The organism is Pseudomonas sp. MF6767, from assembly GCF_016405475.1.
GTDB classification, from domain to species: domain Bacteria; phylum Pseudomonadota; class Gammaproteobacteria; order Pseudomonadales; family Pseudomonadaceae; genus Aquipseudomonas; species Aquipseudomonas paracarnis.
In genome coordinates this window covers 259012-277171 of record NZ_JAEKCY010000005.1, presented here as the reverse complement: position 1 = coordinate 277171, position 18160 = coordinate 259012, and the positions used below count along the sequence as shown (strand labels likewise).

Here is an 18160-nt window from a genome sequence, read left to right as displayed (position 1 = left end):
TCAAGCGGCATGATCCGCTTACGACGGGCCTGAGATCCGATTCATTGCTGCCAAGCTCCCCTTCTCAGGCTCGTCCACTCTTTGCAAGGACTGAGGCTCGTATGGGTATTGCCGCCAGTGAATTGTGTCGTTATGTGATCCGGCCGACGCTGATGTACCTCGGCCGTCACAGCTCGACAGCCGAATCCCTGCTGCTGGGCATTGCCGCCAGCCAGTCAGAACTGGGCTCGGCGCTGCATGACCGGCGCGGCCATGGCCTTTACAGCATCACCGAACCACGTCACCGCGCCCTCTGGGATGACTACCTGGCCCTTGACCCGGAACGCGCCAGCCTGGTGCGCGGGCTGGCCAGCCAACATGCGTTCCTCAGCGCGCCCCAGTTGGAGCTGACGGTGAACCTGCGCTACGCCACGGCCATCGCCTGGTTGCTGGTGGAACAACAACGCCCTGCCCTGCCCGCACCCGGCGATGTGCTGGCCATGGCGCGTATCTGGAAAGAAATATTCCATCCACAAGGCCGCCTGCGAGATTTCACCCAAGCGTGGCAAACCTGTGTAAGCCCCATGAAACAGGCAGCTTGCTGACCGGGCAAATTGCAAGATTCGGCAAAAAACGGCAATTTTGGTCGGATTGTCCTACAAAACCGCTCTATCTCCTGCATTACAGCCTATAGCGCGATGTGAAATTTATTGATACTTTCCGCAGCGGTGATCACACGGAGTTCTAATAATGAAAAAAGTAATGCTCAAGACCACACTTAGCCTCGCCGTTGCCATGGCATCCTCCCAATTGTTCGCCAGCGGCTTTGCCCTCAACGAACAGAGCGTCAGCGGGATGGGTACCGGTTTCGCAGGTCGCTCTTCTTCTGCCGATGATGCGAGCACTGTGTTCGGTAACCCTGCCGGTATGGCACGCCTGGAAGGCCAACAGATCACCGGTGGCGTTGCAGCCATTGATGCCTCCACCGATATCAGCAATGTCAGCGGCCGCTCCGCTGGCAGCAACAAAGGCGATATGGTGCCTTTCACTGCCGTGCCTTTCGGTTTCTACACCAATAAGCTCAACGACCAGTGGGCTGTCGGCTTCGGCGTCTATGCGCCGTTCGGCCTGGTAACCGACTACGAAAGCGGCTTCCAGGGCCGTGGCTTTGGCAGCAAGAGCGAAGTGAAAGTCATCACCTTGCAACCGACCGTAAGCTACGCCTTCAACGACCGCGTTTCCGTGGGTTTTGGCCCGACCATCAACCGCATCGCCGGCACCCTGGAATCGGACCTGACGCTGAACCCTCGCGCGCCAGACACCAATATCAAGATCAAGGGTGACGACACCGCGCTGGGCTTCAACATCGGCGTACTGGTCCAAGCCACCGATACCACCCGTGTCGGCCTGACCTACCACTCCAAGGTCAGCTACAAGCTGGACGGCCACACCGAAGTCACCGCACCGACCGCGACCTCGCCGTTCCTGCGCAGCAACCGCTATGACGCCTCGCTGAAAATCGACACACCTGAGTCCTACGACCTGTCCGTCACTCAAGACCTGACCGACGCGTGGAAACTCTATGCCGGTGCAACCTGGACACGCTGGAGCCGCCTGAAAGACATCACCGTCAAGAACGAAGGCGTCAGCGGCGCTACTGGCGGCGCGCTTGCCCCAGGCCTGGTCAGCACAATCAAGGAAGACCAGAACTGGCACGACACCTGGGCCTACGCCGTGGGTACTTCGTACCAGCTCACCAAGCAAGTGGTATTGCGTACCGGCCTGACATTCGACCAGTCGCCTACCAACAACACGGATCGCTCACCGCGCATCCCGACCGGCGACCGTACTATCTTCAGCCTGGGCCTGGGCTACCAGGTCATGGATAACATGACCATCGACCTGGCCTACTCCTACCTGAAGGAAGAGGACGTCAAGATCTCGCGCTCCAACCAATTGGCCAGCTACAACGCCAAGTATGAAAACAGCGCCAACGGTTTCGGCTTGGGCATGACCTACAAGTTCTAACCGCAGTCGTATAAAAAAGCCCCGCTCTCCTGTGAAGGAGGCGGGGCTTTTGTTTGGCTGGCGGTCAGGGTTTGGAAGCCAATGCCTGTTCCACCGCCTTGATCAGCTCCGGACTGTCCGGCTTGGTCAGGCTGGAAAAACTGGCCACAACATTGCCCTGGCGATCCACCACATACTTGTAGAAGTTCCACTTGGGCGCGACGTCGGCCTGCTGTGCAAGCACCTTGAACAGGTGCACCGCATCCGGCCCCTTGACCTTCTGCGGCTCGGTCATGGTGAAGGTCACGCCATAATTCACGTAGCAGACCTTGGCGGTTTCTTCCCCGGTCTTGGCTTCCTGTTTGAAGTCATCGGACGGCACGCCGATCACTTCCAGACCTTCGCCCTTGTAGCGCTGATACAACGCTTCCAGGCCCTTGAATTGCGGGGCAAAGCCGCAGAAGCTCGCCGTGTTGACGATCACCAAGGGTTTGCCAGCGAATTGCTGGCACAGGTCGATGGATTCCTTGGCCCGCAGCTTGGGCAGTTGGCCCTCCAGCAACGGTGGGCAACTGGCGGCCATCGCCACGCTGCCAATAGCCATCAGGACGGGTACAGCGAGCCAGCGCATCTGCATGTCAAAAGTCCTTGAGTCAGTTCAGACCCACAACTTAGCAGATCGCCATGCCCAGTTGCATCAACGCCAGGCCGCCCCGTTGCCAACCCCACCAGGCCAGCAGCAACAACCCCAGCCCCACAGCCAACAGCATAAGACGCGCTGTCATGCTCATGCCGCCTCCATCTGCGCCTGAATACGCGCCACCGGCCGCTCACGCACCGGCCAATTCAGCGCGGCGGCGAGCAGGCTGAGTAAAATTGCCACCTGCCAGATCAAATCGTAGCTGCCGGTTCGATCATAGACCACCCCGCCCAGCCATCCGCCGAGGAACGAGCCAAGCTGGTGGAACAGGAACACAATCCCGCCGAGCATCGAGAGGTTGCGCACCCCAAACAGGGTCGCGACGGTGCCATTGGTCAGCGGCACCGTGGACAACCACAAAAAGCCCATCGCCATGCCAAACAGATACGCCGTGACTTCGGTGACCGGCGCCCACAGGAACAACACAATCACTACCGCCCGCAACAAGTACAAGCCGGTGAGCAGACGCGGCTTGGACATGCGGCCACCGAGCCAACCCGCCGTGTAGGTGCCAAATACGTTGAACAGGCCAATCAAGGCCAGCACCGTGGTGCCCACCGTGGCCGGCAGGTGCTGGTCGACCAGGTACGCCGGCAAGTGCACACCGATAAACACTACTTGGAAACCGCACACAAAAAAGCCGAAGGACAGCAGCCAGAAGCCGGAGTGGGAGCAGGCCTCTTTCAGCGCTTCGCCCAGGGTTTGCTGGCCCACCGTGACCGCCAGCGGCCGGTCCTTGAGCATGGCGACCAGCGGCAGGATCAACGCCACCATCAAGCCCAGCGCCAGCAAGGCGGCCGACCAGCCCAGCCAACCAATCAAGCCGAGGGTGCCGGGCACCATGGCGAACTGGCCGAACGAGCCGGCGGCGCTGGCAATGCCCATGGCCATGCTGCGTTTTTCCGGCGCAACGGCGCGGCCAACCACGCCGAGAATCACCGAGAACGAAGTGCCGGACAGGCCAATGCCAATCAGCAAACCTGCGCTCAACGACAATGACCACGCGGAGTCGGACATGCCCATGAGCACCAGGCCGACGGCGTACAACACCCCGCCGACAAACACCGCCTTGGTCGCGCCGAAACGGTCGGCCAAGGCCCCGGTAAATGGCTGCGCCAAGCCCCAGATCAGATTCTGCAAGGCGATGGCAAAGGCAAAGGTTTCACGCCCCCAACCGAATTCGCTGCTCATCGGCGCCAGGAACAGGCCAAAGCCATGCCGTACGCCCAAGGACAACGCCAGGATCAGCGCACTCCCTAAAAGGACCCAACCACTGGTGCGCCACATCGAGGTCATTTCTTATTCTCCGTTCGCGGGTATATACCCGCTTGTAGTCGAACAAACCGCCATTCAGGCGAGTTCATCCAGCAAGGCCAACAACATTTCGCGCTTTTCGGCGCCGAGCTTATCAATCAATTTCTGTTGCGCCGCTTCCCAAGCCGGTAACGCGGCAGTCAGCCGCTCTTGCCCTGTGGCAGTCAACACCACCAGGCGGTTGCGCAAATCGTCACCCTCCACCAACTGCACCAGCCCCTCACCTTCCAGGACGCGCAGGTTGCGCCCCAGGGTGCTGCGATCCAGGCCCATGGCGTCCGCCAGGCTGGAAATGCTCGGCTGGTCGAGACGCTGCAGGTTGCACAACAGAGAATACTGGGCAACGTTGATCCCGAAGCCGTCGAGAGCGCCGTCGTAGTGCCTGCTGACGCCACGGGCAGCGCGTCGCAGGTTGGTGCATAAACATTGGGAGGCAAGCATAGAGCGTGTATATACCCGGAGTTAATCAATTGCAAGAAAGCGTTACAACGCCAGCCCGACCAGCACCGCGGCTTCAAGCAGCTCCAGCAGTGCGCCAGCAGTGTCGCCGGTGGTACCGCCCAGACGCTTGACCATCAACTGGCGCAGCCACACGAAACACAGTGCCGCCAGCAACACCGCGATGCCGCCGCTGAAACCGCCGATCAGAATGCAGGCCAACCCGCTGAGGATCAGCACCTGTTGGCCGACAATTCGCGGCAGATGGTCTGACAGTGCCTGACCCAATCCGCCCGCCCGCACATAGCGCGTGCTGAGAAACAGCGCCAGCATCGAAGCGCGTCCGATCAGGGGCGCCAGGATCAACGCGGCGCCATTGTGTTGTTCGATCAATGCCACCAGCGCGCTGAACTTGAGTAGCAGCACCAAGCCCAGGGTGACCACCGCAATCGGGCCGCTGCGCGGGTCTTTCATGATGCTGAGGGTGCGCTCGCGGTCGCCAAAACCACCCAGCCAAGCATCGGCGCTGTCGGCCAGGCCGTCCAGGTGCAGGCCACCGCTGAGCAACACCCAGGCTGTGAGCAGCAACGCGGCGTGCAACAGCAACGGGGCGCCCTGCAACACCTGGTTGAGGCCCCATAACAGCACGCCGAACAGCAACCCAACCAGCGGATAAAACAACAACGAACGGCCCAGTTCTTGAGGTTGCGGCATGCCCGGCAAGCGAATGGGCAGGCTGCTGAGAAATTGCAGGGCGATCCAGAACGGCAGCATCGTCAGAGTCCTTCCTTCAACACACCATCGGCTTCAACCTGCAGGCCGAACAAGGCACCGTGCCCCACTTCAACATTCAGCAGTTGCTCACGGGGCAACCCTCGCGCCTGAGCCAGCAGCAGGCGCATCACACCGCCATGACTGACCAACAGCACGCGCTGGCCCGCGTACGCCTGATGCAGCCGGGCGACAGCGCCAAGCACGCGCTCGGAAAACTGGATGACAGGCTCACCCTCCGGCGGCGTGAAGCCATAGGGGTTGGCCCAGAACAAGCCCAGCCCTTCGGCATCGGTATCCATCAACGCGGCCGCACTCTGCCCTTCCCAGGCGCCGAAGTGAAGCTCCTGCAAGTCAGGCTCCAGACTCACCGGCAAATCAAGTTGCGTCCCCAGCTCCCGGGCGAACAGAGCGCAGCGTTGCAGCGGCGAGCTGATCAGCCGATCCCAGGGCCCTTGCCCCACCACTGCGTCGCGCATCTGCTGCCAGCCGTTGGCGGTCAGCGCATCGTCCAGGCTGCCACGCAGGCCGCCGCCCAGCTCGGTTTCGCCGTGGCGCAGCAGGTCCAGGCGCAAGGTCATGCGGGGCGATCCGCCACGGCGGCTTCGGCGAAGGTCGCCATCTGCCCGTGCAGCGCGCATGCCAGACGCAACAAGGGCACCGCCAACGCCGCGCCGCTGCCTTCGCCCAGCCGCAGGCCCAGTTCCAGCAACGGTTGCGCATCGAGGCTGTGCAGCACATGGCGATGACCCGGCTCGGCACCCCGATGGCCGAACACCAGCCATTCGCGGCATGCCGGGTTCAAGCGCACCGCCACCAGCGCGGCCACGCTGCAGATGAACCCATCCACCAGCACCACCATGCCTTCCTGGGCGCAGGCCAGATAGGCGCCAACCAAGGCTGCAATTTCAAAACCGCCGAGATTGAACAGGGTTTGCAACGCATCGCCGCGCTGACCGGCGTGCAACGCCAAGGCGCGCTCGATGACCGCGACCTTATGGCTGACCCCTGCGGCGTTCAAACCGGTACCAGGGCCTGTAAGGTCAGTGACCTGGCAATCCAGCAATGCGCAGGCCAAGGCACTGGCGGCGGTGGTGTTACCGATGCCCATCTCGCCGCCGATAAACAGCTGCGCGCCGCCTGCCAGGGCGCGGTGTGCGCTGTCTCGCCCGGCTTGCAGGGCCAGTTGCCCCTGAGACTGGGTCATCGCCGGGCCATGCACGAAATTGGCCGTGCCCGCGCCGATATTCAGGTGACGAACGCCGGGCAAATCCAGGGACGGCGTGACCGTCCCAAGGTCAACCACTTCCAATTGCGCCTCCAGTTGCCGCGCCAACACACTGATTGCCGCACCACCGGTGACAAAGTTTTGCAGCATCTGCCCGGTCACCGCCTGGGGAAATGCCGACACGCCTTCAGCGACCACGCCGTGATCGCCGGCAAAAATCACGATCCACAGGTGATCCACCGACGGTTTGACCTGGCCCTGCAAACCCGCCAACCGCACCGCCAGGGCCTCCAACTGGCCGAGGGAGCCAGCGGGCTTGGTCAACTGCTGCTGACGCGCCAGCGCCTGTTCGTGGGCTGTGGCATTCACCGCCTTGCAGGGGTTGAGCCACCAGGAGTCGGTCATAACGCAGTACCTTTCAAAGTCAGGGGCAGGCCGGCAACCGTCAGCACAACGCGCTGACATTGCTCGGCCAAGGCTTGATGCAGCCAACCGGCTTCATCCACATAACGGCGAGTCAATTCGCCCAGCGGCACGACACCCAGACCGGTCTCGTTGCTGACAAAAATGATTTCCCCCGGCAGCGAAGCCAGGGTTTGCAACAGTTGATCACGCTCGTACGCAAGGCGCGCCGGGTCTTCGAGCATCAGAAGATTGGTGAGCCATAAGGTCAGGCAATCCACCAGCAGGCAGCGATCAGTGGCGGCGTTTTCGCGCAGCACGCGCGTCAGCTCGATGGGCTCCTCAACCAGGCCCCAATGGTCGGGGCGACGCTGGCGGTGCAAAGTGACACGCTCGTTCATCTCACCATCGAGCGGCTGGCTGGTGGCGATATAAATGACGGCAAGCCCGCTCTCTGCGGCAAGCTTTTCGGCCAGGCGGCTCTTGCCCGAACGGGCGCCGCCGAGGATCAATTGATACATGCAAAGGCCCCTGACAAACAATGTGGGAGCGGGTTTGCTCGCCAATAGGGTGTATCAGTTAATGCACCTATGGCTGACCCACCGCATTCGCGACGGTCTGACAGCCGGCGCATATCCATCTGATGCTCCGCAATCCAAATGTGGGAGCTGGCTTGTCGGGTCGCCGCATCGCTGCGAAGACGGCCTGACAGCCAACTGGGATGTTGGATTAGACCGAGTGCATATCCGTTATGTAGGTAACGGCCACTTAGGGTTCCGCCCTGACGGCGGCTCACTTTTGAAAAGCGCAAAAGTAAGCAAAACGCTCTTGCCCCACCACTCGGCACCTCGCCTAGGCTCGGTGTGCCCGTAATCCGACAGGGATTTTGGGGGCCGCCGCCACGCGCCATCCATGGCGCGGGGCGGCTAAACCGGCATCCCTGCCGGTTTACCCCCCAAATCCCTGTCGAATTCCGGCCAGCGTGGTTTAACGGGGCGCCTAAGATCAAAAGCAGATCAAGAGCGGCTCGCTTCGCATCGTGGTTACCGTTGAGCACTACAGCGTTGTGTAGATACACATGGCTATCGCAGGCAAGCCAGCTCCCACAGTTGGATGGTGTGAACACCGTCAGATCCCACATAGCTTGCGCAACAAATCGGTGTCCAAGTGGTGCTCCACCAAGTCCGCCAACCGCTCGATATCGCGCTCGCGCAAGCCGTGATAATCCACCTCTTGCACATCCTGCAACCCGGCCCAACGCAGCAACGCGCTGCACGCAGCCGGGGTCTCGAACAGGCCGTGCAGGTAGGTGCCTAGAATTTGCCCATCAGGGCTCTGCGCGCCATCGCTGCGGCCATCGTCCAGCAGTACCGCAGCGCTTGCCAAGGCAGCGCCGCAAGTCACCCCCGCATGGATTTCATAACCGCTGACGTCGGCATCTTCCAATACCAGACGCCCACGCACATTGCGCAGTTGTTTCTCTTGTTCCAGGGTTGTGCTGAACGCCAGCAACCCAAGGCCGGCACTGGAGCCCGCAAGCCCCTCCAGGCCCAATGGGTCATGGACTTGCTCGCCGAGCATCTGCAAGCCGCCGCAGATCCCCAGTACTTTGCCGCCATAACGCAGATGCCGCGCCACGGCAGTATCCCAGCCGTTGGCACGCAGATAGGCCAGGTCACTGCGCACGCTTTTCGAGCCCGGCAGGATGATCAGGTCAGCAGCAGGTATCGCCTGGCCCGGCCCGACGAACTGCAAGTCCACCTGGGGGTGCAAGCGCAGCGGGTCGAAGTCGGTATGGTTGCTGATGCGCGGCAGCACCGGCACCACCACCTTGAGCACCTGGGCGGCCTTGTCGATCTGGCGCTGGTCGATGCCGTCTTCCGCCTCCAGGTGCAGGTCCATCACGTAGGGCAGCACGCCGACTACCGGTTTGCCGGTCCGCGCTTCGAGCCAGTCCAGGCCTGGTTGCAGCAACGCGATATCGCCGCGAAAACGGTTGATGATGAAGCCCTTGACCCGGGCCTGCTCACTGGGCGACAGCAGCTCCAGGGTGCCGACCAGATGGGCGAACACGCCGCCGCGGTTGATGTCCGCGATCAACAGCACCGGGCAGTCCACCGCTTCGGCGAAGCCCATGTTGGCAATGTCATTGGCGCGCAAATTGATCTCGGCCGGTGAGCCCGCGCCTTCGACGATCACCACCGGGTAGGCCTGGCTCAAACGCGTGTGGGAGGCCAGCACCGCTTGCATCGCAATGGCTTTGTAGTCGTGATAGGCCACAGCATTCATGCTGGTGACAGCACGGCCATGGATGATCACTTGGGAGCCGGTGTCGCTGTTGGGCTTGAGCAACACCGGGTTCATGTCGGTGTGGGGTGCCAGGTTGGCAGCCTGGGCCTGCACGGCCTGGGCACGGCCGATCTCGCCGCCTTCGGCGGTCACCGCGCTGTTGAGCGCCATGTTCTGCGGCTTGAACGGCGCCACCGCGACGCCCTGGCGTACCAGCCAGCGACACAGCGCAGTCACCAGGGTGCTTTTACCGGCGTCGGAGGTGGTGCCCTGCACCATCAACGTGGTCATGTGGCGTCCTTGTAGGCGGCCAGGGCTTCGTCAAGGCGCAGCCAGTCGGCGTCGGTGCCGGGCAGGCCCAAGCGCACGCTGCTGTTGTGCACAAACAAGCGCAGCAGGATGCCGCGTTGGGCCATGAACTCGTACAGCCGTTCAGCGTGGGGGGTAATCAACCACTGGAACAATGCGCAGCCACCGTGAGGTTGAAGGCCGCGGCGCTCAAGCAACTCGAACAGACGCTGGCCGGCTGCGATGCAACGACTGCGCTGGCGCGCATGCCCGTCGGTGTCGCGCAAGCACACTTGGCCCAGCACCCGCGTCGGACCACTGACAGCCCAGGGCCCGACCTGTTCGGCCAACAGCTTGAGCAACTTGCGCTCGGCCAGCACAAAGCCCAGGCGCACGCCGGCCAGGCCGAAGAACTTGCCGAATGAGCGCAGCACGATCAAGCCGACCTGATCGGCATGGCTGGCCAGGCTCAAGTCCGGGGTCACGTCAATGAATGCCTCGTCCACCACCAGCCAGCCACCGCGCTGGGCCAGCCGCGCATGCCAGTCCAGCAGGCGTTGCGGGCTCAGGCTCAAGCCGGTGGGGTTGTTGGGGTTGACCACGACCAGCACGTCGAGGCTGTCGAGAAAGAAGTCGACTTCCTGCTCCTGCACTTCACGCACCACATAACCGGCACGGCGCCAGGCTTCGGCGTGCTCGGCGTAACAGGGCGAAAGCACGCCGACCTTACCGGAACGACGCAGTCGCGGCAGCAGTTGGATCGCTGCCTGGGAACCCGGCACCGGCAGCAACGGGCCAGCACCGTAATACTCGCTGGCAGCCTTCTCCAAGCCGTCATCGGTTTCCGGCAAGCGCGCCCAGGCACGCAAGGGAATCTCGGGAATCGGCCACGGCCAGGGCGCCAGGCCGCTGGACAGGTCGAGCCAATCCGCTTCGGCAATGCCGTACTCAATCGCGGCCTTACGCAGCCGACCACCATGTTCAAGCATAGATTTGCGCCCCCACGCACAGGACCAGCAGCCACAGCCACACGCCGCGCTGCACCAGTTGCCAGCCGCGATCAATGGAATCGGCGTCGGCCGGCGGGCCTTCGCCCAATGGCGGGCGCTGATGCACCTCGCCGTGATAAATCGCCGCGCCGCCGAGCTCCACACCCAAGGCACCGGCCCCTGCCGCCATCACCGGGCCGGCGTTGGGGCTGTCCCAGGTCGGCCCCTGGGTGCGCCAGCATTTGAGCGCCAGGCGGGTTTTACCCAATAGCGCGTAGGTTAAAGCCACCAAGCGCGCAGGAATATAGTTGAGCACATCATCGATCCTGGCGGCTGCCCAACCGAAGCGCTCAAAGCGCTCATTGCGATAGCCCCACATGGCGTCCAGGGTGTTGCTCAGACGATAGAGCACCACGCCCGGCACACCGGCCACCACGAACCAGAACAACGCGGCGAATACCGCATCGCTGCCGTTCTCCAGCACCGATTCGGTGGCTGCGCGCGCGACTTCAGTACGGTCCAGTTCGCTGGTCTGGCGGCTGACCAGGTAACTCACACGCGTGCGCGCTTCGTCCAGGTCATCACGGCGCAGAGCCTGGGCCACTGGCATCACGTGCTCGCCCAGGCTGCGCATGCCCAAGGCGCAGTACAGCGCCAGGATCTCCAGCAGCCAGCCGATATAAGGCGCCCAAGACAACGCCGTGGCCAGCAGGGTCAGCGGCACCACCGCGATAAACCACGCGGTCACACCATGGCTGCGCCAGCCACGCCCGCCAGTATTGAAACGTTGCTCGATGCGCCCGGCGAAATTGCCGAACGCCACCAGCGGATGCCAGCGCCTGGGCTCACCCAGCAGCGCATCCAGCGCCACCGCAGCGACACACAGCAAGGCCACACTCATTGACTCACTCCCCACTTGTTTTCATACAGCATGTCACTTAGCGGTCGCGGCTCGGCCCAGCCCTCGAGCTGCAACATCGGTGCCGGGTAAAACTCTGCCACCGGGCCCAGGCACAACACCGCCAGGGGCTTTGCACCGGGTGGCAAACCCAGCAACTCGGCCAGGGCCTGGGGGTCGAACAGCGAAACCCAGCCCATGCCCAACCCTTCCACGCGCGCCGCCAGCCACAGGTTTTGGATGGCGCAGGAGAGCGAGGCCATGTCCATTTCCGGCAAGGTGCGGCGCCCGAAAATGTGGCGCTCACGATCGTCCATCAAGGCGGCGACCAGTACCTCGGCGCAGTCGTTGATGCCTTCAACCTTGAGCTTCATGAACGCATCGGAGCGCTCGCCCAATGCCTCGGCAGTGCGCACGCGCTCTTCCTCTACCAACTGTTGAATCTGGCTGCGCAACGAGCGGTCGCTGATGCGGATAAAACGCCACGGCTGCATCAGGCCGACGCTGGGCGCCTGGTGCGCGGCGTGGAGCAGGCGTTGCAGCAGTTCAGGCGCGACGCTGCCACCGCGGAAGTGGCGCATGTCGCGGCGTTCGGCGATGGCGCGATAGACGGCCTCGCGATCGGCTTGGGGGAAAGCGTTGTCAGTCATGGCCTCATCGGGGGCAAGCCCCCTCCCACATTTGGAATGCATTCCCCTGTGGGAGCTGGCTTGCCTGCGATAGCTGTCTCAAGGTCTGGCGCGAACAACGCGGCCACCGCGCCAGGATTCGACGGAAAATAAAAGTGCACATAGGACGCCGTCATCCGCCCTTGTCGATAGACCGCCTCGGCACCGCGCCCACCGTTAGGGCTAAGCCCACGGGCAATCGGCTCCCATTCGGTACTGGTCAGAGAATGATGATAGGTATGCCCACGCAAGGTCCCCTCCGGCAGCTCGACACTTTGCAGCGCCAGGGCCGCGAGTTTCTTCTGCATCACCGCATCGCCTTGCAACAAGCCAACCAGTTCGGCGCGTGTACCGTCCACATCGGTCAAGGAGTCGAGCAGATAGAGCATGCCGCCACATTCAGCGAGCAGTGGCTTGCCAGCGGCGTGATGAGCACGAATTGCGCCCAGCATCGAGGTATTGGCCGACAATGCCTGGTGGTGCAGTTCCGGATAGCCGCCGGGCAGATAGAGGCTGTCAGCTTGAGGCAATTGGCGATCATGGATCGGTGAAAAGAACTTCAACTCGGCGCCCATCGCCCGCAGCAAATCCAGGCTGGCGCCGTAGGTAAAGGCAAAGGCTTCGTCACGGGCCACGGCAATCCGCACACCGACCAGCAAGGGCTCGGCCTCGACCACTTGCGGCGCGGCAAAGGTTACCGGCGGCGGCAGGGCCACTTCGCAACTGCTGCCCAACGCCTGGGCGGCAGCATCCAAGCGTATATCAAGGTCATTCAGTTCGCTGGCTTGCACCAGGCCCAGGTGGCGGCTGGGCAGTTCGATGCCGGTCTCACGGGATAACGCGCCGTACCAACGCAAGCCCTCGGTGAGGCTGCCTTCAAGCAATTGCGCATGGCGCAGGGTGCCGACGCGATTGGCCAGCACGCCGGCGAACGGCAGGTCGGGCTGATAGCGCGCCAGCCCCAGGGCCAAAGCGCCGAACGTCTGGGCCATGGCGGTGCCATCGATCACGCCCAGCACCGGTACACCGAAGTGCCGCGCCAAGTCAGCGCTGGAAGGCGTGCCGTCGAACAGGCCCATCACGCCTTCGATGAGGATCAGGTCAGCCTCCCCCGCTGCCTCCCAGAGCAGGCGGCGGCTTTCCTGCTCGCCCACCATCCACATGTCCAACTGGTACACCGGCGCGCCACTGGCACGCTCGTGGATCATCGGGTCGAGAAAGTCCGGCCCGCATTTGAACACGCGCACCTTGCGTCCCAGGTTGCGGTGCAAACGGGCGAGCGCGGCGGTGACCGTGGTTTTGCCCTGGCCGGACGCCGGAGCGGCGATCAATACGGCCGGGCAATGACGGGGCTGATTCAAAGTTCGACGCCTTTCTGTGCCTTGATACCGGCCTGGAACGCGTGCTTGAGCATGCCCATTTCGGTGACGGTGTCGCCCATTTCGATCAGCTCAGGCTTGGCGCCACGGCCGGTGACCACCACATGCTGCATGGGCGGGCGGGCTTGCAGGTCGCTGAGTACCTGGTCCAGTTCAAGGTAACCGTGCTTGAGGGCGATGTTCAGTTCATCCAGCACCACCAAGCCGATAGAGGGGTCATTCAACATGGCCCGGGACACCGCCCAAGCCGCTTCGGCAGCGGCGATATCGCGCTGGCGATCCTGGGTTTCCCAGGTGAAGCCTTCGCCCATCACATGAAAGTGCACCTGCTCGGGGAAGCGGCGGAAAAACAATTCTTCGCCGGTGCTGTTACGCCCCTTGATGAACTGCACCACACCGCATTGCATGCCATGCCCCATGGCCCGGGCCAACATGCCGAACGCCGAACTGCTCTTGCCTTTGCCATTGCCGGTCAGCACCAGCAGCAGGCCGCACTCATTGGGGGAATTGGCGATGCGCTCGTCAATCACGGCTTTTTTGCGCAGCATGCGCGCCAAGTGGCGTTCGTCGCGGTCGGGGGAATCAGTCATGGCAGCTCTCCGTTGGGGCTGGACAAAAACGGCGGGCAGGAAAAAGAAAAAACAGACAGCCAAGCATCGCCCACCGTGATGCTGTTGGATGATCCAGGCCGGTCTCCGGGCTCATGAGTGGCGCTTTTGATAGCAAGCAGCCGAGGGTGCGCCTTCCCATATCGCACGCGATACAGTGGCAAACAGCACCGTCTTGACTCATTTACCGTTGCGGGGGCAGCGCCGGAATCGCGGCGGCACTGTGTACAAGTGCGCTCACTCACCGGCTTCCCTGTTTCACTCTGTCGACGCGCGCGCCACAGAGCACCTGGAACAAGCCGCGAAGGTTAGTGGGTTGGGGGTGGAGCGTCAATTAAAGCTGGCCTTGTACTTGAACCATCTGCCGTTCGTGCTTCTCTACCCCTACAGGTATCAAGGAGAAAACCATGCCTAAAACCCGACTCGCCCTACTGATCATGCTTGCAGGCAGCCTCGCCGCGTGCGGCGAAAGCTCGACCCTGCAGGTCGCCGATGGCACCGGTCCCTCGCCCAAGTTGCCGGAGCCGAACAAGACGCTGATCCCCACCGTCAATATCGCCCCGGCCATCGGCTGGCCCGAAGGCGCCAAGCCCATCGCCGCCGCCGGTACCCAAGTGGCCGCGTTCGCCGAAGGCCTGGATCATCCGCGCTGGCTCTACGTGCTGCCCAACGGCGACGTGCTGGTGGCCGAGACCAATGCACCGCCCAAGCCGGACGATGCCAAAGGCGTACGTGGCTGGGTGATGGAAAAGGTCATGGATCGCGCTGGCGCCGGGGTGCCGAGCCCGAACCGTATTACCTTGCTGCGCGATGCCGACCATGACGGTGTGGCAGAAACTCGCACGGTGTTCCTGGAGAACCTCAATTCGCCGTTTGGCATGACCTTGGTAGGCAACGACCTGTATGTGGCCGATTCGGATAAGTTGCTGCGCTTCCCCTATCAGCCGGGTGAAACCGCAATCACAGCCCCAGGCGCCAAGGTAGTGGACTTACCCGGTGGCCCCTTGAACCACCACTGGACCAAAAATGTGGTGGCCAGCCAGGACGGCAGCAAGCTGTACGTGAGCGTCGGCTCCAACAGCAACGTCGGCGAAAACGGCCTGGAAGCCGAACAGGGCCGCGCCGCCATTTGGGAAGTCGACCGCGCCAGCGGCCAACACCGCATTTTTGCCTCCGGCCTGCGCAACCCCAACGGCATGGCGTGGGAGCCACAGAGCGGCAAGCTGTGGACGGCGGTCAACGAACGCGATGAGATCGGCAGTGACCTGGTGCCGGATTACATCACCTCGGTCAAGGATGGCGGCTTCTACGGCTGGCCTTTCAGTTATTACGGCCAGCATGTGGATGTGCGTGTCACCCCGCAGAACCTGGACATGGTCGCCAAGGCCATCGCTCCCGACTATGCGGTAGGCCCTCATACTGCGTCGCTGGGGCTGACCTTCGCCGAGGGCAGCAAACTGCCCGCTCCCTTCAGTAATGGCGCATTTATCGGCCAGCACGGTTCCTGGAACCGCAAGCCGCACAGTGGCTACAGGGTGATTTTCGTGCCCTTCGAAGGGGGCCAGCCGAAAGGGCAACCGGTGGATGTGCTGACGGGGTTTCTTGATAGCGATGAGAAAGCCATGGGCCGGCCGGTCGGCGTGGTGATAGATCAGCAGGGGGATTTGCTGGTGGCCGATGATGTGGGCAATAAGGTTTGGCGAGTGTCGGCTGTTAAGTAAATCGCCACACACCAATGTGGGAGCGGGCTTGCCCGCGATTACGGTGGCCCAGCCAACCAAGCCGTTGACTGACACACTGCATTCGCGGGCAAGCCCGCTCCCACATTTTGGAGTTTTATTGATTCAGGGATTACGCGCCAGATTTCCTGGCAACACGCGTTTGGCACTCAGGTAGGCATTCTGCCAATACGCTTTGGATAGCGTATCCAGCTTCACCGTACCGCCGGTTTGAGGCGCGTGTACGAAGCGGCCCTCCCCCACATAGATGCCCGCATGGCTGACCCGCGAACCACCACCGGTAGCGAAGAACAGCAGGTCGCCGGTTTGCAGGTTTTGTTCGCTGACGTCCTGGGCACGCATCACGATCAATTCACGGGTGGTGCGCGGCAATGAGATGCCGGCAGCGTCGCGGAATACAAAGCCGATCAGGCCACTGCAATCAAACCCCGAGTCCGGTGTGTTGCCGCCCCAGCGGTAAGGTGTGCCGACCAGGCCCAGCGCACGAAAGAGCACGTCTTCGGCAGCAGGCGAGAAATTCTGGGTGGCATAGTTGAACACCGGCTTAGGCTTGACCGCGACGGGCGCGGGCGGCGGTGTACGACTGGCGCAGGCGCTGAGCAGCGCGGCGCAAACAATAAGCATCAGGCGGGCCGAGGTCGACATGTGCAGAACAATCCTGGTCTGGATGCGGCTTTCGCTGCCGAACGTTGAAAACCAGAACGCGCAAGCAAAGCTCGCGCGAACGGATGACAACAATGTCCAGGGATTCTAGCGCTTACACGTCAAACTTCAAGTATCACTTTAACTTTACTTACTAGCGGTAACCGTAGTCGGAGCCATGGCGAGTGCACGCTTGGCTTCGATGAAGGTTTTGCTCCAGTAGCTGTCACCCAGGTTATCGACCCGAACACCACCACTGCGGCGGCTGCTGGAGTGGATAAATTGGTTATCGCCCAGGTAGATACCGGCATGACTGACACGACCGCGGCCACTGGTACTAAAGAAAAGCAGATCACCGGGCTTGAGGTTGTTGCGTGCGACCAACGGTGCATTCACGTTGATCATCTCGCGTGTAGAGCGCGGCAGATTCATGCCGGCTTCTTCACGAAACAGGTAGCCAATGAAACCACTGCAATCAAAACCGGCTTCCGAGGTGCCGCCGAAACGGTAACGGGTACCGATCAAGGACATGCCGCGCTCAAGGATACTGTCGGCCAGAAGAGGCAGTTGGTAAGGCTTGCTGTCAGAGAACTCGGCGAGTTCTTTTTCGGTTGCCACCTCTTCTTCATAAACAGAAGCAGACTGTGCAGCAACGAACTTTGCCTGATTTTGAACCTGTGGTTTTTGCTGCTCTGCCACCTGCTGAGGGTGGGAGGCGCAGCCAAACAACAGGGTAACGAGTGCGAGAGGCACGAGGGGTGCGAAGCGATTTAGCATGGGCACGACCGTGGCTGATGTGTAAAGAAGCCGAGACTATGCCCTCTATCACATCGATTTGCAAATTCAATCGCGATCTATGTGACTTATCGTTTCGACTATGCCATCTAAGCCGTGATTCCATTTATCGCTTCAGTTGCGTAGCCCTTCTGGCTCAAACGCAGGTTTTCTGACGCCTTGAAAATGCCGACACACGGAAAATCAAGACCTTACCAGCCCAAGGTTTCTTTCAGGAAAGGGATCGTCAATTTTCTTTGTGCCTGCAAGGAAGCCTGGTCGAGTTGCTCAAGCAAATCGAACAGCGCGCTCATGCTGCGGGTGCCACGGGTGAGGATAAAGTGCCCGACTTCGTCAGTCAGGTGCAGGCCACGACGGGAAGCGCGCAGTTGCAGCGCACGCAGCTTGTCCTCATCGGATAACGGGCGCATCTGGAAGATCAACGCCAGGGTCAGGCGCGACTTGAGGTCAGCCAGCTTCACCGGCAGTTCACGCGGCGAGGTGGACGCAGCGATCAGCAAGCGCCGGCCGCTATCGCGCAAGCGGTTGAACAGATGAAACAGCGCCTCTTCCCACTCCGGCTTGCCGGCCACTGCCTGCAGGTCGTCGAGACACACCAGTTCATATTGCTCAAGGTTATCGAAGATGCCGATCCCGCGGTCCATCAACTCGGCCAAGGGCAGGTAGACCGCCGGCTCGCCCGTCTGCTCGAAACGCAGGCACGCGGCCTGCAGCAGATGGGTACGCCCCACGCCATGCTTGCCCCACAGATAGATCAGGCTTTCAGTCCACCCGGCGTCGGCTTCGCAAAGCCGCTCCACATAGCCGAGTGCAGCGGCATTGGCGCCTGGGTAGTAGTTGATAAAGGTAGCGTCATCACGCAGACGCACACCTAGGGGCAGCTGAATCGGTTTCATGCTGACTGAACGGCTCCCATCGAACCGTTAGTGGCCTCTATGTAAAGTTTGCAAAGTTTATACCCGTGACGCCGGGCGCACAATGCAGCAGACCACAAGCAAAATCAAAGGTTTGCGTTAACCCGGAGGT

The 18160-nt window shown here is 61.8% G+C and carries 19 protein-coding genes and 1 riboswitch; of the genes, 3 read left to right on the top strand and 16 right to left on the bottom strand.

The window, feature by feature from the left end; genetic code table 11:
• Positions 1-101 precede the first annotated feature (101 nt).
• Both JFT58_RS11535 and JFT58_RS11530 read left to right on the top strand, forming a co-directional pair.
• Entirely contained in the window at positions 102-584 is a 483-nt protein-coding gene (locus tag JFT58_RS11535; RefSeq protein WP_054899027.1) for a hypothetical protein, read from the top strand.
• A 145-nt stretch (positions 585-729) separates the two neighbouring features.
• Positions 730-2007, top strand: a complete 1278-nt coding sequence (locus JFT58_RS11530; RefSeq protein ID WP_003193026.1) for an OmpP1/FadL family transporter — start codon at positions 730-732, stop codon at positions 2005-2007.
• Between the two features lie 64 nt (positions 2008-2071).
• Here the strand turns inward: JFT58_RS11530 and JFT58_RS11525 are convergent, their stop codons facing one another.
• The 13 genes from JFT58_RS11525 to cobO form a co-directional block, all read right to left on the bottom strand.
• Entirely contained in the window at positions 2072-2623 is a 552-nt protein-coding gene (locus JFT58_RS11525; protein WP_054899028.1) for a glutathione peroxidase, read from the bottom strand.
• Positions 2624-2773: 150 nt separating this feature from the next.
• Entirely contained in the window at positions 2774-3982 is a 1209-nt protein-coding gene (locus JFT58_RS11520) for an MFS transporter (RefSeq protein WP_014719382.1), read from the bottom strand.
• Between the two features lie 54 nt (positions 3983-4036).
• Positions 4037-4441 carry a MarR family winged helix-turn-helix transcriptional regulator gene (locus JFT58_RS11515; RefSeq protein WP_034128336.1) on the bottom strand — a complete coding sequence of 135 codons (405 nt, stop codon included), beginning with the start codon at positions 4439-4441 and terminating at the stop codon, positions 4037-4039.
• A gap of 42 nt (positions 4442-4483) precedes the next feature.
• Positions 4484-5212, bottom strand: a complete 729-nt coding sequence (locus tag JFT58_RS11510) for an adenosylcobinamide-GDP ribazoletransferase (RefSeq protein WP_054899029.1) — start codon at positions 5210-5212, stop codon at positions 4484-4486.
• Positions 5213-5214: 2 nt separating this feature from the next.
• Entirely contained in the window at positions 5215-5790 is a 576-nt protein-coding gene (cobC, locus tag JFT58_RS11505) for an alpha-ribazole phosphatase family protein (protein WP_034128334.1), read from the bottom strand.
• Positions 5787-6842: a nicotinate-nucleotide--dimethylbenzimidazole phosphoribosyltransferase gene (gene cobT, locus JFT58_RS11500; protein WP_054899030.1), complete on the bottom strand. Its 1056-nt coding sequence runs from the start codon at positions 6840-6842 to the stop codon at positions 5787-5789. Before cobT ends, cobC begins: the two co-directional genes overlap by 4 nt.
• Complete coding sequence (cobU, locus tag JFT58_RS11495; RefSeq protein ID WP_198834384.1) at positions 6839-7360, bottom strand: bifunctional adenosylcobinamide kinase/adenosylcobinamide-phosphate guanylyltransferase; 522 nt, start codon at positions 7358-7360, stop codon at positions 6839-6841. Before cobU ends, cobT begins: the two co-directional genes overlap by 4 nt.
• 607 nt (positions 7361-7967) lie before the next feature.
• Entirely contained in the window at positions 7968-9419 is a 1452-nt protein-coding gene (locus JFT58_RS11490; RefSeq protein ID WP_054899032.1) for a cobyric acid synthase, read from the bottom strand.
• Positions 9416-10405, bottom strand: a complete 990-nt coding sequence (gene cobD, locus JFT58_RS11485; protein ID WP_054899033.1) for a threonine-phosphate decarboxylase CobD — start codon at positions 10403-10405, stop codon at positions 9416-9418. Before cobD ends, JFT58_RS11490 begins: the two co-directional genes overlap by 4 nt.
• Entirely contained in the window at positions 10398-11306 is a 909-nt protein-coding gene (cbiB, locus tag JFT58_RS11480; protein WP_054899034.1) for an adenosylcobinamide-phosphate synthase CbiB, read from the bottom strand. The genes cobD and cbiB overlap by 8 nt, the downstream gene beginning before the upstream one ends.
• Positions 11303-11953, bottom strand: coding sequence for a 5,6-dimethylbenzimidazole synthase (gene bluB / locus JFT58_RS11475; protein WP_054899035.1), 651 nt, complete (start codon positions 11951-11953; stop codon positions 11303-11305). The genes cbiB and bluB overlap by 4 nt, the downstream gene beginning before the upstream one ends.
• A complete protein-coding gene (locus JFT58_RS11470; RefSeq protein ID WP_103299625.1) occupies positions 11950-13332 on the bottom strand; it encodes a cobyrinate a,c-diamide synthase in 1383 nt (460 codons plus the stop codon). Before JFT58_RS11470 ends, bluB begins: the two co-directional genes overlap by 4 nt.
• Positions 13329-13940 carry a cob(I)yrinic acid a,c-diamide adenosyltransferase gene (gene cobO / locus JFT58_RS11465; protein ID WP_054899066.1) on the bottom strand — a complete coding sequence of 204 codons (612 nt, stop codon included), beginning with the start codon at positions 13938-13940 and terminating at the stop codon, positions 13329-13331. Before cobO ends, JFT58_RS11470 begins: the two co-directional genes overlap by 4 nt.
• A gap of 79 nt (positions 13941-14019) precedes the next feature.
• Positions 14020-14266: riboswitch (cobalamin riboswitch) on the bottom strand.
• A gap of 99 nt (positions 14267-14365) precedes the next feature.
• Here cobO and JFT58_RS11460 point away from each other — a divergent pair.
• On the top strand, positions 14366-15679 hold the full coding sequence (locus JFT58_RS11460) for a PQQ-dependent sugar dehydrogenase (protein ID WP_054899065.1): 1314 nt from the start codon (positions 14366-14368) through the stop codon (positions 15677-15679).
• 123 nt (positions 15680-15802) lie between these two features.
• On the opposite strand, the gene JFT58_RS11455 is transcribed toward JFT58_RS11460, so the two are convergent.
• The 3 genes from JFT58_RS11455 to hda form a co-directional block, all read right to left on the bottom strand.
• Positions 15803-16342: a C40 family peptidase gene (locus tag JFT58_RS11455; protein WP_003193049.1), complete on the bottom strand. Its 540-nt coding sequence runs from the start codon at positions 16340-16342 to the stop codon at positions 15803-15805.
• Positions 16343-16486: 144 nt separating this feature from the next.
• A complete protein-coding gene (locus JFT58_RS11450) occupies positions 16487-17116 on the bottom strand; it encodes a C40 family peptidase (protein ID WP_003193051.1) in 630 nt (209 codons plus the stop codon).
• 209 nt (positions 17117-17325) lie between these two features.
• Positions 17326-18030 carry a DnaA regulatory inactivator Hda gene (gene hda, locus JFT58_RS11445; RefSeq protein ID WP_014719395.1) on the bottom strand — a complete coding sequence of 235 codons (705 nt, stop codon included), beginning with the start codon at positions 18028-18030 and terminating at the stop codon, positions 17326-17328.
• Positions 18031-18160: the final 130 nt, after the last annotated feature.